This window comes from Agrobacterium tumefaciens (genome assembly GCF_013337285.1).
GTDB classification, from domain to species: Bacteria; Pseudomonadota; Alphaproteobacteria; order Rhizobiales; family Rhizobiaceae; genus Agrobacterium; species Agrobacterium burrii.
Genome location: NZ_SUPW01000001.1, coordinates 77,074 through 90,408 on the forward strand (window position 1 = coordinate 77,074; position 13,335 = coordinate 90,408).

Sequence of the window (13,335 nt, forward strand, 5' to 3'; positions counted from 1 at the left end):
CTGAAGCCTGCCTGACGGCGGCATTTTCTTCCCTGTCGCAGCACCCTATGGCCATGTCGCAATCAGGCGGCTGAACGGTTGGCAAGCGCTTCATATTCCCCTCATCGATTTGGCAGCACGACAGGCAATGCCGGCGCTTTTTAGGGGTTCTGTAAATGAAGACACATGCACGGGCGGTGGTGATCGGTGGCGGCGTGGTCGGCGTCTCGACGCTTTATCACCTGACCAAAAAGGGCTGGAGCGACAGCGTCCTCATCGAGCGCAAGGAGCTGACATCCGGCTCCACCTGGCATGCGGCCGGTCTTCTGCCGCTGTTCAACATGAGCTACTCGGTTGGCCAGATCCACAAATATTCCGTGAAGTTTTATGAGGAGCTTCAGGAAGAAACCGGCATGAATGTCGGCTTTTCGAAGGTTTCGAACATTCGTCTCGCCCGTACCAAGGATCGCTGGGACGAATATATGTATTATGCCGGCATTGCCGAAACGATTGGCGTGCGCGTCAACATGCTGACGCCGGAGCAGGTGAAGGAAATCTGGCCGCTCTGTGAGACCGACGGGCTGCTCGGCGCCATCCAGCATCCTGATGACGGTTACATCCAGCCGGCAGACCTCACACAGGCGCTGGCCAAGGGTGCGCGTGACCGCGGAGCGACGATCTATCGTAACACCACCGTCACCGCCATCGAGCAGCTGGAAGACGGTCACTGGAAGGTGACGACGGACAAGGGCGAGATCATCGCCGAACATATTATTTCCTGCACCGGCTCCTTTGCCCGCAAGACCGGTGAGATGGTCGGTATCGATATTCCGGTCATTCCGGTCGAGCATCAATATATCGTCACCGAGCCGCATCCGGCCATTCTGGAGCGTCGCCGTCAGGGTCTGCCGGAAATGGGCGTTCTGCGGGAGTCGGACTCGGCCTGGTACATGCGCGAAGAAGCGGGCGGCCTGATCCTCGGCCCTTACGAAGTCGGCGCGCCGGTCTGTTATGTCGACGGTCCCTCTGACGACAGCGAATATGAGCTGTTCCAGGAAGAACTCGACCGCCTGATGCCACATATCGAAACCGCGATGGTGCGCGTTCCGGCCTTCGGCGAGGTGGGCATCAAGAAGGTTTATAACGGCGCGATCGCCTATACGCCTGACGGCAACCCGATCGTCGGCCCCGCACCGGGCCTGAAGAATTTCTGGCTGAATGAGGGCCATTCGTTCGGTATCACCGCTGCCGGCGGCGCTGGCTGGCAGCTGGCAGAATGGATCGTCGATGGCGAGCCGACGCTCGATCTAATGGGCGTCGATCCGCGCCGTTTCGGGCCTCACGCAACGGAAGGTTATCTCATTGCCAAGAATGAGGAAGCTTACGCCAACGTCTTCACCATGCATTATCCCGACGAGGAGCGTTCTGCTGCCCGTCCGCTGAAGACGACGCCGATTTACGACCGTCTGAAAAAGCTCGGCGGCGTGTTCGGCTCCGTCTACGGCTGGGAGCGCGCAAACTGGTATGCGCCGGAAGGTTATGCGCTGCGCGAAGAAGACCTCGGTGTCGGTGCTGACGTTATCACCAGCCACAACCATGCGCCGCCGCTGGACGATGGCCGTATCGTCGAGAAATGGTCGTTCCGCCGCTCGAACTATTTCGAGCATGTCGGCAACGAGGTGAAGAACGTCACCCAGAATGTTGGCGTGCTTGATATGTCGGCCTTCGCCAAGATGGAGGTTTCCGGCCCCGGTGCGCGTGCCTGGCTGGACAGCATTCTGGCTAACATTGTGCCGAAGAAGCGCGGCCGCATTGCGCTCACGCATCTTCTGACGCCGAATGGCGGCGTGAAGGTGGAGTTCACCGTTTATGAATGGGCGCCGGGCCGGTTCTATATGGTTTCGGCGGGCGGTCTTGAGGCCCACGATCATGACGTGCTGCGCCGCCTTGCGCCGACCGACGGTTCCGTGGTGCTGCAGCCGATCACCCAGAAATACGGCGTGCTGGTGCTTGCCGGCCCGAAGTCTCGCGATCTGTTGAAGAAGCTGACCCGCTCCAGCCTGGAGAACAAGGATTTCCCCTGGCTGACGGCAAAGCAGATTTCCGTCGGCGTGGCGACGGCGCATGCGCTGCGCGTCAACTTCGTCGGCGAACTCGGCTGGGAACTGCACCACCCGATCGAGATGCAGAATTACATCTTCGACCGGCTGATGGAAGCCGGTGCGGAATTCGGCATCAAGCCGTTCGGCATTCGGGCCATGGTGTCAATGTCGCTCGAAAAATCCTACCGCAACATGGGCCGCGAACTTTCGGTGGAATATAACGCCTATGAATCCGGTCTCGACCGCTTCCTGCGGCCGGAAAAATCCTTCATCGGCCGTGATGCGCTGGTGGCTTACAAGGAAGCCGGCCTGAAATCGGTGTTTTCGACGCTGACCGTGTCGGGCAATACGGATGTCGATGCACGCGGTTCGGAAGCGATTTCCGATGAAAACGGCGCTCTTGCCGGCCGTGTCACCAGCGGCGGCTTTGGCTGGCGCATTGGCAAGTCGATCGCGCTTGCCATGCTCAAGCCGGAATATGCAGCGGTTGGCACCAAGCTGAAAATCCGCATTCTCGGCACGCTTTACGATGCAGAGGTGGTGGAGGAGAGCCCGTTCGATACCGAAAATGCGCTGCTGCGCGCCTGATGCGCCTTTATGCCAACAACCCAAATACGGCCCTTCGGGGCCGTATTTTCTTTTAGGTAAGCATATGTCCCGACTGGTTTGCCGGCAAAAGTGTTATTAATTATTCTGAAAAATACCGCTGCTATTTTCCCCTGAAGGACGATGGGGGACTGGGACAGGATGAATTTTCTCGGCATTACGGGCATGCAATATTCGGGTGTGCCTTTCACCAACAACCGCATTCTGCTGGCGGAAGATAGCAATGTGTTCACCCAGATGGTGAGCAGGCGCCTGAATGAAATGTTGGGCGTTTCCGTGGAGGCCTGTCGCTCTTTCGAGGAGTTGCAGGCCTGTTACGAACATTCGTCCGAGCCGGTGACGTTGGCGATTTCCAACATCAACCTGCCGGGGGCGGAAAAGGGCGAGGCGCTGGAATATCTGATCGATCTTTCGATCCCGACCATCGTTTTCACCAGCACCTTCCATGAGGCGACGCGCGAAACGCTGATCGCCAAGGATGTGGTCGATTACATTTTGAAGGACAATATTTTCGCCGTGGACATGCTGACGGAATCGGTCTGCCGGTTCCTCACCAACCACCGCCACCATGTGCTGATCGTCGATGACAGCCCGACGGCGCGGGCGCTGCTGTCGAGCCGTCTCAAGCGATATAATTTCCGGGTCAGTCTTGCTGACAGCGGTGCGAAGGCGCTGGAAATCCTGAAAGCCAATCCAGATATCGGCCTTGTGGTAACCGACTACAACATGCCTGACATTGATGGTTTCGAACTGACGCGGCGCATCCGCACCGTGCGCGGATCGCACGAGTTGCGCATCATTGGCGTGTCTTCCTCCACCAACCGGCTGCTATCGGCGCGGTTCCTGAAGGCGGGCGGCAATGATTTCATGTTGCGACCGTTCATCGACGAGGAATTCTACTGCCGCGTTAACCAGAACCTTGACACGCTGGTGCAGATCCAGCTGGCCAAGGCCGGTGTGAGACCGGCGGCCTGACAGGGCCTCTCTTCCTCAAAGCTGCGATTCAAGCGGCAGGAAACGCATGATGCCGGCGATGATCCGGCGGCTGATGGCCGCGTCGGGTTCACGCCGGTATATGGTTGGCTGACCCTGTTCTTCGGTCATCCAGATGATGCGTTTGCTGTCGTCAATATCCAGCTCGAAGCTCATGGTGCGGCGGATTTCTTCGGTGAAGATTTCATCCATGCGGGCAACCAGCGGGGCCGAGTTGAAAACGACGCCCATTTCCGTGTTGAGCGAGGCGGAGCGCGGATCGAAATTGAGCGAGCCAATATAGCCGGTCTTGCCGTCGCGGGTGAAAGCCTTGGTGTGCAGGCTCGCCTGTCCCGAACCGCGTAGGGTGAAGCCGCCCTGATCGGCCTGCGAGCGCAATTCATGCAGATGCACCCCACCCAATAGAAGCGGCTTTCGATAACGGGCATAACCGGCGTGAACGGCGGCGACATCGGTTGCGGCCAGCGAATTGGTGAGGATGGCGAGCGACACGCCGCGTTCGGCAAGGTTCAGGAAAATATCGACGCCCTGTTTGCCGGGAATGAAATAGGGCGAGGTGATGTGCAGGCTCTCTGCCGCCGCCTGCATCAGCGGCAGCAGGCTTTCCATCAGGAAATTATGGCCCTTGCGGCGTTTTCCCGCCGCTTTCTCCGGCGGGTCGGCAAGCACATCCGCCGTGTCGACCCAATGCAGGCGGTCCGACATCAGGAAGTGATCGCGGCCATATTGGCTTTCGACGCGTTCCAGATAGGGTTTTGCCGCCTCGCTTTTCGGCAGAGCATCAAGCTCACGCCGCAATCTGGCAAGCTTGCTCGGTCGTCTGGCCAGAAGCGAGCGTACCGGCACGGAAACGGCGCTGTTCCAGTAATCATCGAAAATTTCAGTGGCGTCGGCAACGATCCTGCCGAAGCCGAGAATATCGAAATCGTGGAAATTCGCCCGTTCGGCAGCATCGAAATAGGCGTCGCCAATATTGCGGCCGCCGACGATCACTGCCCGTCCGTCGGCAATCCACGCCTTGTTGTGCATGCGCCGGTTGACGCTTCGGAAGCGTAGCACCAGCTCCAGGCCTCGATACAGGATGTTTTCCCGCGCCCTTGTGGGATTGAACAGACGCAGCTCGATATTCGGATGGCTGTCGATGGCGTGGAATATTCGGTCGGAGATGGAGACGCCGAGATCGTCGAGAAGCAGCCGCACGCGCACGCCGCGGTCGGCGGCGGCGATGACTTCGCGCATCATCAGCCGCCCGGTCAGATCGGCATTCCACATGTAATACATCAGATCGAGGCTGCGCCCCGCAGCCCGTGCCGCCGCCATGCGCACCGCAAAGGCATCAAGATTGGAATGCAGCAGGCAGAGCGCGTTTTTCTCGGTCCAGCCGTTTTTTATCGACTGCCAATGCCGGTCAAGCCCGGTTTCATCCTCCGCCACGGGCAGGGCGGTGGAAGGGCGCTTGGGAATTGCCTTTTCCCGCTGTTTGCCGATGACGACGAACAGGCCCGATCCGAGGACCAGCAGAAGAATGGCAATGAAGACCGTAAATGCAGTCACTTGGTTTGATCGCTCCCCAGCCTGAAGATTATCAGGCCGGGTGAAAACGCGCGAGGGCCTAAAGCGTTCACGGCATAAGAGAATTTTGGTTTCCCATAAAGCTGGCTGGTGGAACCGATACGCGATGGGGGCTTGTGAATCGCATAAGTGTGTGCTTATGTGTTGTCATGACAGAGAACGATATTTTCCGGGCGCTGGCCGATCCGACCCGCCGCGCCATTTTCGAAAAACTGGCGGATGGCGCCATGAACGCTTCCGCCCTGCGCGAAGGGATCGAGATCAGCCAGCCGGCCATGTCGCAGCACCTGTCGGTCCTGCGCGGCGCCGGGCTTGTGGTTGAACGGCGGCAGGGCCGTTTCGTCAATTACGAGGTCGATCCGGACGGGCTGACACGGATTGCGACCTGGCTCGGAAAATACCGCGCCTACTGGCCGCAACGCATAGAGGCTCTCAAGCTCCTGCTGAAGGATATGGATCAATGAACAGGCAAACGCCCGCAGCGCCGAAAAACGGTCTTGAGCTTGAATATGATCTGGACGAGCCGCCACAGAAGGTCTGGCGTGCGATCAGCATTCCGGCGTTTCGCGAACACTGGTTGCCGAAGGAGGCTCTGGCGGAACCCGAGGCGATCGATATCAAGCCGGGCCGGGAAGTCTGCTACAGGCTGCGGGAGGATCACCCGCCATTTCTGGAAAGCACCGTCACCTTCAGGATCGCCTCAAACGACCGGGGCGGCACCAGCCTGCGGGTCATTCATGAGTTGCCGGTCATCAAGCACAGCCGGATGACAAAGGCCGCCGCAAACCACAACGGTTCGCCGATCAAGCTCGCCGCCTGATCCATTTCCCGACATTTTCAAACGACAGGAGTTCGCCAATGCGCGAAGCGATGCAACTCGTCCCTATGGTAGTCGAACAATCCGCAAGGGGAGAACGGTCTTTCGACATCTATTCCCGCCTGTTGCGGGAAAGGATCATCTTTCTCAACGGTGAGGTCAACGATGCTGTTTCCGCGCTGGTCTGCGCGCAATTGCTGTTTCTGGAGGCGGAAAACCCGAAGAAGCCGATCCATCTCTACATCAACTCACCGGGTGGCGTCGTGACCAGCGGTCTCGCAATGTATGACACCATGCGCTACATCCGCGCGCCGGTTCATACTGTGTGCATGGGGACTGCCCGCTCGATGGGCTCGTTCCTGCTTATGGCCGGCGAACCGGGGGCGCGGGCGGCATTGCCCAACGCCAGCATCCTCATTCACCAGCCGTCCGGCGGTTTTCAGGGGCAGGCGTCGGATATGCTCATCCATGCTGAAGAAATCAGGCAGACAAAGCACCGCATGACGCGGCTTTATGCCGAGCATTGCAAGCGCAGCTACGACGAGTTTGAAGCGGCAATGGACCGCGACCGTTTCATGACGGTGGAAGAGGCACTGGAATGGGGATTGATCGACCGCATTCTGGACGTTCGCGAGGATGTTGCGGTAGCATGACGTAAAGCGTCCCGGCCTGCGCATGGCTGGCCGGGACGGATGATCAGATATCCAGATTATCCGCAAACGCCGCGCGTTCCTGAATGAAGCGGAAGCGGGCGTCCGCTTTCGTGCCCATCAGATTGTCGACAGCCTCGCGGGTGCCTTCGAAATCCACATCGTCGATCTCGACGCGCAGCAGGGTGCGCTTGCCGGGATCCATGGTGGTTTCCTTCAGCTGCGCGGCCATCATTTCGCCGAGGCCTTTGAAGCGGCCGATTTCGACCTTCTTGCCCTTGAACATGGTCTCCATCAGCTCGGCGCGGTGGGCGTCGTCGCGGGCATAGGCGCTCTTTGCACCCTGACGGATGACGTAAAGCGGCGGCACGGCCAGATAGAGGTGGTTGCCGCGAATGAGTTCCGGCATTTCCTGATAGAAGAAGGTGATGAGCAGCGAGGCGATATGCGCGCCATCGACATCGGCATCGGTCATGATGATGATGCGCTCGTAGCGCAGATCCTCTTCGCGGTATTTGGTGCGGGTGCCGCAGCCGAGCGCCTGAATGAGATCGGCGATCTGCTGGTTGGCGGAGAGTTTTTCGCGGCTGGCACTGCCGACGTTGAGGATTTTACCGCGCAGCGGCAGAATGGCCTGATTGGCGCGGTTGCGCGCCTGTTTGGCAGAGCCGCCAGCCGAATCACCCTCGACGATGAAGAGTTCGGCATTTTCGGCCGTGTTCTGGGAGCAGTCCGCCAGCTTGCCGGGCAGGCGCAGCTTGCGCACCGCCGTCTTGCGGTTGACTTCCTTTTCCTTGCGGCGGCGCAGGCGGTCCTCGGCACGCTCGATCACCCAGTCGAGCAGCTTGTCCGCTTCGCCCGGATTACCGGCGAGATAATGGTCGAAGGGATCGCGCAGCGCATTTTCAACGATGCGCTGGGCTTCGACGGTCGCCAGCTTGTCCTTGGTCTGGCCGACGAATTCCGGCTCGCGAATGAAGACCGAGAGCATGCCGGCTGCCGAAATCATCACGTCGTCGGTGGTGATTTCCTTGGCGCGCTTGTTCTGCGTCAGCTCGGCATAGTTTTTCAGGCCCTTGGTCAGCGCGATGCGGAAACCCGCCTCATGCGTGCCGCCTTCGGGGGTCGGAATGGTGTTGCAATAGGAATGGATCTGCGTATCGCCGCCATACCAGGTGACCGCCCATTCCAGCGCGCCGTGGCCGCCGGTCTTTTCCGTTCGCCCTGAGAAAATCTCGCGGGTAACGGTGAATTCCTTGCCGAGCGTGGCGGCCAGATAATCCTTCAGGCCGCCCGGAAAATGGAACACTGCCTTTTCGGGGATTTCTCCATCGGCCGGCACCATGCCGGGATCGCAGCTCCAGCGGATTTCAACGCCGCCGAACAGATAGGCCTTGGAGCGGGCCATGCGGAAGATGCGGGCCGGTTCGAATTTGGCGTGATCGCCGAAAATCTGCGGATCGGGATGGAAACGCACGCGGGTGCCGCGGCGGTTGTGCACATCGCCCAGTTCCTCAAGCCCGCCGATCGGCGCGCCGCGCGAAAAGCGCTGGCGGTAGAGCTTGCGGTTACGGGCGACTTCCACTTCCAAGAGATCGGACAGCGCATTGACCACGGACACGCCGACGCCGTGCAGGCCGCCTGACGTCTCATAGGCCTTGCCGTCGAACTTGCCGCCGGCATGCAGCTTGGTCATGATGACTTCCAGCGTCGATTTACCGGGAACCTGCGGGTGGTTTTCCACCGGGATACCACGACCGTTGTCGGTGACAGTCAGGAAGCCTTCGGCATCGAGATGGACCTCGATGAAATTGGCGTGGCCGGCGACGGCCTCGTCCATGGAGTTGTCGATGACTTCGGCAAAGAGGTGGTGCAGCGCCTTCTCGTCGGTGCCGCCGATATACATGCCGGGCCGCATGCGCACCGGCTCCAGCCCTTCGAGCACGCGGATCGACGATGCGCCATAGTCGTCACCGGAAGGAGACACGGGCGCGGGTGGAGCAGGCGGGTTGGCGGCCGCAACGGCTGCGGGTTTCGGCTGCACATTCACATTCGCAGCGGCGGTCGCCGGGGCCTTCGCGGGTTTGCCCGCGTCCTCGTTCGTTTCCGTTTCGCTGTTTTGTGCCGCCGGAAGACCGGAGAAGAGATCGTTGCTGTCGTCCATCATGTCCAAGGTTCAAAAATAGTGTCGTCAGAATTTCGCCAGGCGAATCATTTTGTATATGGGGGCGATTATAACGCCAAAGATGTAAGGCATGTGGCCGAATGCGGCGTGCCACTTGCCGAGACCATGTCAGGGTTTCGCAACAGGAGGATTGCGCCGCCGCCCTTGTGATGGCAAGTCTCGCAGCCACGAATGAACGGTTAGCCAAGTCATGTCCACAGCTCATTTCACGTTTTGTACTCTTTTCTGCCTGACTGTTGCGGTGATGCCGGGCGCTGCTTCCGCTGCCGATGGGCCGCTGCGGCCCTTCAAGGACGAGCTGTTTTCCAGCCAGACGGTGCTTTCCACCGGGGATGGTGGTGCATCCGAGGTGATCGATTATCAGGAAATGCGCGACATTAACGGCCGCGACGAGGTGCCGGAGCGGCGAGTGAAGCGACAATATGTCGATATGACGCCGAAGAAGGCGCAGGCGCTGGAAACCATGTCCGTGGAGGGCAGGGCGCTTGAGGTTGGTCGCGTCGGACCGGCAAGCGGGCAGGCCTTCACGGTGATCTTCATTCATGGTCGCGGCGGCGACCGGCGGCTGGGCATGAACGACTATACGTTCGGCGGCAATTTCAACCGGCTGAAAAATCTCGCTGTCGCCAATGGCGGCACCTATTATGTGCCGAGCGTGCGCTCCTTTGATGAAAACGGCGTTGCCGATGTCGCCGCGCTGATTGCCGATGCGGCTCAGAAATCGGGTGGAAAGCCCGTGGTGCTGGCCTGTGCCTCGATGGGCAGTTTCATCTGCTATGGCATCAGCCGCGACAAGGTGGCTGTCGCCAATCTTATGGGTATGGCGATTCTGGGTGGTGCGGTCGATCCCGATTTTCCGAAAAGCGCCTTTGCCAGAGCGAAAAAGCCGGTCTGGTTTACCCATGGCAGCGCCGACAAGGTCTATTCGGGGGATCAGCAGGCGACGATCTTCCGTGCATTACTGAAGGCCGGGGCGCCGGCGCGGTTTACGCGGTTCGAGACCGGCAGCCACGGGACGCCGGTGCGCATGACCGACTGGCGGGCGGTTTTGAACTGGATTTTGAGCCGTTGAGGCTTCCATTTGGATCAGCGACGGTAAATTTTTCGAAATTGGCGGTCGTTTTGAACCTTCGGGCCGCTTTTTTGTACCATTTGTTGCCGGGGCCGTTTAAAGGAATATCCCGGGATTTCCGGCAGTGTTTCTGTCGCGATTATGGGCCGTGAGACGGCTGAGGGAAGGGGTGTCGTCAATGCGGCCGCCTCGAGACAAAGGGAATGGGATACGCATGACGCCGAATGTTCGACCGCTTGTTGCCGGAAACTGGAAGATGAACGGCACGCGTGCCTCGCTCGATCAGATCAAGGCCATGGCAGAAGGCGTCAAGGGCGCGCTGTCGGAGAAGATGGACGCGCTGATCTGCCCACCCTCGACCCTGCTTTATGTGGCGACGGCGCTGTGCGATGACAGCCCGCTGCTGATCGGCGCGCAGGATTGCCACCAGAACGCATCCGGCGCGCATACTGGCGATATTTCCGCCGAGATGATCGCCGACTGCTTCGGCACCCATGTCATCGTCGGTCATTCCGAGCGCCGCACTGACCACGCCGAGACGGATCATCTGGTGCGCGCCAAGGCTGTTGCGGCCCATCAGGCCGATCTTATCGCCATCGTCTGCATTGGCGAGACGGCGGATGAGCGCAAGGCGGGCCAGACGCTCGACATTCTCAAGCGCCAACTGGCCGGCTCCCTGCCGGATGAGGCGACTGCTGAAAACACCGTCATCGCCTATGAGCCTGTCTGGGCGATCGGCACCGGTCTTACCCCCACCACGCAGGATGTGCGCGAGGCCCATGCCTTCATGCGCGACGAACTCGTCAAGCGCTTCGGTGATGCCGGCAAGACCATGCGTATTCTCTATGGCGGTTCGGTGAAGCCCGCCAATGCGCTGGAACTGATGGGCGTCGAGAACGTGGATGGCGCGCTGATCGGCGGCGCCAGCTTGAAAGCTTCCGACTTCCTGTCCATCTATGCGGCATATGAGCAACTGACGGCCTGAGACCAGCTTTCCTGTCACAGGGGTTGGAAAGGGGCTTGGAATAAACCTTCGCCTCATGTAAAGAGCCGCGAAACCTTCTTTGTAGTGCTCCGCGCGGGGCATGGAATGGATTGTCATGCAGACCGTTTTGATTGTTATACACCTCATGATCGTGCTGGCGCTTGTCGGCGTGGTCCTGATCCAGCGTTCCGAAGGCGGCGGCCTCGGTATCGGCGGCGGTTCGGGCTTCATGTCCGCGCGCGGAACGGCCAATGCGTTGACCCGCACCACGGGTATCCTCGCCGCACTGTTCTTCCTGACGTCGCTCGGCCTTGGTCTTATGACCCGTTACGAAGCGCGCCCGACCGATATTCTGAACCGTATTCCGGCCACGCAAGGTCAGGGCAACGGCATTCTCGACACGCTCGGCCCGGCAACGACGCCCGCAACACCGGCTCCGGCTGGAAATGGCGTTCCGACCAATAGTGGCGCAGCAGCGCCCGCCCAGACGGCTCCGGCCGCTTCCGGCGCGGCCGCCCCGGCACCGGCGCAGCCCGCCGATCCGAACGCAGTTCCGACCGGTCAATAAGCCCGGTTCTGATTTAACACTCCGGCAGGCCAAAAGCCTGCCGGTTTTCTTTTGTTCGCATTCCGCCGCGTCCCATCGTAAATTCGTCAACAGTGAATTTTCGAAAGCATGAAATTTGGGCTGGCGGAATCAGAGGTAAAAAGGTATCCGGTGAATCCCATGGCGCGATATGTATTCATCACAGGCGGCGTGGTCTCCTCTTTAGGTAAGGGCATCGCTGCAGCAGCACTCGGAGCTTTGTTGCAATCCCGTGGTTATCGGGTGCGGCTTCGCAAACTCGACCCCTATCTGAACGTCGATCCCGGCACCATGAGCCCGACACAGCACGGCGAAGTGTTCGTGACGGATGACGGTGCCGAGACGGACCTCGACCTTGGCCACTATGAGCGCTTCACAGGGCGTTCGGCCACCAAGACCGACAACATTACGACCGGTCGCATCTACAAGAACATCATCGACAAGGAACGCCGCGGCGACTATCTCGGCGCAACCGTTCAGGTCATTCCGCACGTTACCAACGAGATCAAGGATTTCGTGATCGAAGGCAATGACGATTACGATTTCGTCATCTGCGAGATCGGCGGCACGGTGGGTGACATCGAGGCGATGCCGTTCATGGAGGCGATCCGCCAGCTCGGCAACGACCTGCCGCGCGGTACCGCAATCTATCTTCACCTGACGCTGATGCCCTATATTCCGGCAGCTGGCGAACTGAAGACCAAGCCGACCCAGCATTCCGTAAAGGAACTGCAGGCGCTGGGTATTCACCCCGACATTCTTTTGGTGCGCGCCGACCGGGAAATCCCGGAAGCGGAACGCCGCAAGCTCTCGCTGTTCTGCAACGTGCGCGAATCCGCCGTCATCCAGGCGCTGGATGCGGCGAACATCTATGACGTGCCGATGGCTTACCACAAGGAAGGCCTCGATTCGGAAGTGCTGGCCGCTTTCGGCATCGAGCCTGCGCCGAAGCCACGTCTGGAACAGTGGGAAGAAGTTTGCAACCGCATCCGCACGCCGGAAGGCGAGGTCACGATTGCCATCGTCGGCAAATATACCGGCCTCAAGGATGCCTATAAGTCGCTGATCGAGGCGCTGCATCACGGCGGCATCTCCAACCGCGTCAAGGTGAAGCTGGAGTGGATCGAGTCGGAAGTCTTCGAAAAGGAAGATCCGACGCCCTATCTCGAAAAGGTCAACGGTATCCTCGTGCCGGGCGGTTTCGGCGAACGCGGTTCGGAAGGCAAGATCATGGCGGCGCAGTTCGCCCGCGAGCGCAAGGTGCCCTATTTCGGCATCTGCTTCGGCATGCAGATGGCGGTCGTGGAAGCGGCCCGTCATCTCGCCGGCATTGAAAATGCCTCGTCCACCGAGTTCGGTCCGACCGCGGAGCCGGTTGTCGGCCTGATGACGGAATGGGTAAAGGGCAACGAGCTGGAAAAGCGCTCCAACAAGGGCGATCTCGGCGGCACCATGCGTCTCGGCGCTTACAAGGCGGCGCTGAAGAAAGACACCAAGATCGCCGACATCTACGGTTCCACCGAGATTTCCGAGCGCCACCGCCACCGCTACGAGGTGAATGTGGACTACAAGGACCGGCTGGAAGAGTGCGGCCTTGTCTTTTCGGGTATGTCTCCGGATGGTGTCCTGCCGGAAACGGTGGAATATCCGGACCATCCTTGGTTCATCGGCGTGCAGTACCACCCGGAACTGAAGAGCCGCCCGCTCGACCCGCATCCGCTGTTTGCCAGCTTCGTCGAAGCGGCGGTGGAGCAGAGCCGGCTGGTTTGACGGTTTGAATTGAATGAT

General features: G+C 59.7%; 11 protein-coding genes. 9 read left to right on the top strand and 2 right to left on the bottom strand.

Annotated elements, in window-relative coordinates; translation table 11 throughout:
- Window positions 1–155: 155 nt before the first annotated feature.
- Together FCH38_RS00375 and FCH38_RS00380 are read left to right on the top strand one after the other, a co-directional pair.
- Complete coding sequence (locus FCH38_RS00375; RefSeq protein ID WP_174372519.1) at window positions 156–2,669, top strand: GcvT family protein; 2,514 nt, start codon at window positions 156–158, stop codon at window positions 2,667–2,669.
- Window positions 2,670–2,828: 159 nt separating this feature from the next.
- Window positions 2,829–3,662 carry a response regulator gene (locus tag FCH38_RS00380; protein WP_153513814.1) on the top strand — a complete coding sequence of 278 codons (834 nt, stop codon included), beginning with the start codon at window positions 2,829–2,831 and terminating at the stop codon, window positions 3,660–3,662.
- Window positions 3,663–3,677: 15 nt separating this feature from the next.
- On the opposite strand, the gene FCH38_RS00385 is transcribed toward FCH38_RS00380, so the two are convergent.
- Window positions 3,678–5,234 (bottom strand): phospholipase D-like domain-containing protein, encoded by a 1,557-nt coding sequence (locus FCH38_RS00385; protein ID WP_174372520.1) that lies wholly within the window; start codon window positions 5,232–5,234, stop codon window positions 3,678–3,680.
- Between the two features lie 167 nt (window positions 5,235–5,401).
- Here FCH38_RS00385 and FCH38_RS00390 point away from each other — a divergent pair, with 167 nt between their 5' ends.
- Genes FCH38_RS00390 through FCH38_RS00400 form a run of 3 tightly spaced genes read left to right on the top strand, consistent with a single transcriptional unit; the run spans window position 5,402 to window position 6,722 of the window.
- Complete coding sequence (locus FCH38_RS00390) at window positions 5,402–5,716, top strand: ArsR/SmtB family transcription factor (RefSeq protein ID WP_153513813.1); 315 nt, start codon at window positions 5,402–5,404, stop codon at window positions 5,714–5,716.
- Entirely contained in the window at window positions 5,713–6,072 is a 360-nt protein-coding gene (locus FCH38_RS00395) for an SRPBCC family protein (RefSeq protein WP_174372521.1), read from the top strand. Before FCH38_RS00390 ends, FCH38_RS00395 begins: the two co-directional genes overlap by 4 nt.
- A gap of 38 nt (window positions 6,073–6,110) precedes the next feature.
- Window positions 6,111–6,722: an ATP-dependent Clp protease proteolytic subunit gene (locus tag FCH38_RS00400; RefSeq protein ID WP_174372522.1), complete on the top strand. Its 612-nt coding sequence runs from the start codon at window positions 6,111–6,113 to the stop codon at window positions 6,720–6,722.
- 43 nt (window positions 6,723–6,765) lie between these two features.
- Here FCH38_RS00400 and parE read toward each other — a convergent pair whose 3' ends face one another.
- A complete protein-coding gene (gene parE / locus FCH38_RS00405; RefSeq protein ID WP_174372523.1) occupies window positions 6,766–8,886 on the bottom strand; it encodes a DNA topoisomerase IV subunit B in 2,121 nt (706 codons plus the stop codon).
- A 208-nt stretch (window positions 8,887–9,094) separates the two neighbouring features.
- On the opposite strand from parE, the gene FCH38_RS00410 reads away from it, so the two are divergent.
- From FCH38_RS00410 to FCH38_RS00425, 4 genes are all read left to right on the top strand, one after another.
- Window positions 9,095–9,976 carry an alpha/beta fold hydrolase gene (locus FCH38_RS00410; RefSeq protein ID WP_174372524.1) on the top strand — a complete coding sequence of 294 codons (882 nt, stop codon included), beginning with the start codon at window positions 9,095–9,097 and terminating at the stop codon, window positions 9,974–9,976.
- A gap of 214 nt (window positions 9,977–10,190) precedes the next feature.
- Window positions 10,191–10,961, top strand: a complete 771-nt coding sequence (gene tpiA, locus FCH38_RS00415; RefSeq protein WP_174372525.1) for a triose-phosphate isomerase — start codon at window positions 10,191–10,193, stop codon at window positions 10,959–10,961.
- Window positions 10,962–11,076: 115 nt separating this feature from the next.
- A complete protein-coding gene (secG, locus tag FCH38_RS00420) occupies window positions 11,077–11,529 on the top strand; it encodes a preprotein translocase subunit SecG (protein ID WP_174008530.1) in 453 nt (150 codons plus the stop codon).
- A 150-nt stretch (window positions 11,530–11,679) separates the two neighbouring features.
- Window positions 11,680–13,317 (top strand): CTP synthase, encoded by a 1,638-nt coding sequence (locus FCH38_RS00425; protein ID WP_336510784.1) that lies wholly within the window; start codon window positions 11,680–11,682, stop codon window positions 13,315–13,317.
- Window positions 13,318–13,335: the final 18 nt, after the last annotated feature.

Coding starts and splice junctions, on each gene's coding strand:
- parE (WP_174372523.1), bottom strand. CDS start 8,886: ATGATGGACGACAGCAACGATCTCTTCTCCGGTCTTCCGGCGGCACAA.
- FCH38_RS00400 (WP_174372522.1), top strand. CDS start 6,111: ATGCGCGAAGCGATGCAACTCGTCCCTATGGTAGTCGAACAATCCGCA.
- secG (WP_174008530.1), top strand. CDS start 11,077: ATGCAGACCGTTTTGATTGTTATACACCTCATGATCGTGCTGGCGCTT.
- FCH38_RS00375 (WP_174372519.1), top strand. CDS start 156: ATGAAGACACATGCACGGGCGGTGGTGATCGGTGGCGGCGTGGTCGGC.
- tpiA (WP_174372525.1), top strand. CDS start 10,191: ATGACGCCGAATGTTCGACCGCTTGTTGCCGGAAACTGGAAGATGAAC.
- FCH38_RS00390 (WP_153513813.1), top strand. CDS start 5,402: ATGACAGAGAACGATATTTTCCGGGCGCTGGCCGATCCGACCCGCCGC.
- FCH38_RS00380 (WP_153513814.1), top strand. CDS start 2,829: ATGAATTTTCTCGGCATTACGGGCATGCAATATTCGGGTGTGCCTTTC.
- FCH38_RS00395 (WP_174372521.1), top strand. CDS start 5,713: ATGAACAGGCAAACGCCCGCAGCGCCGAAAAACGGTCTTGAGCTTGAA.
- FCH38_RS00410 (WP_174372524.1), top strand. CDS start 9,095: ATGTCCACAGCTCATTTCACGTTTTGTACTCTTTTCTGCCTGACTGTT.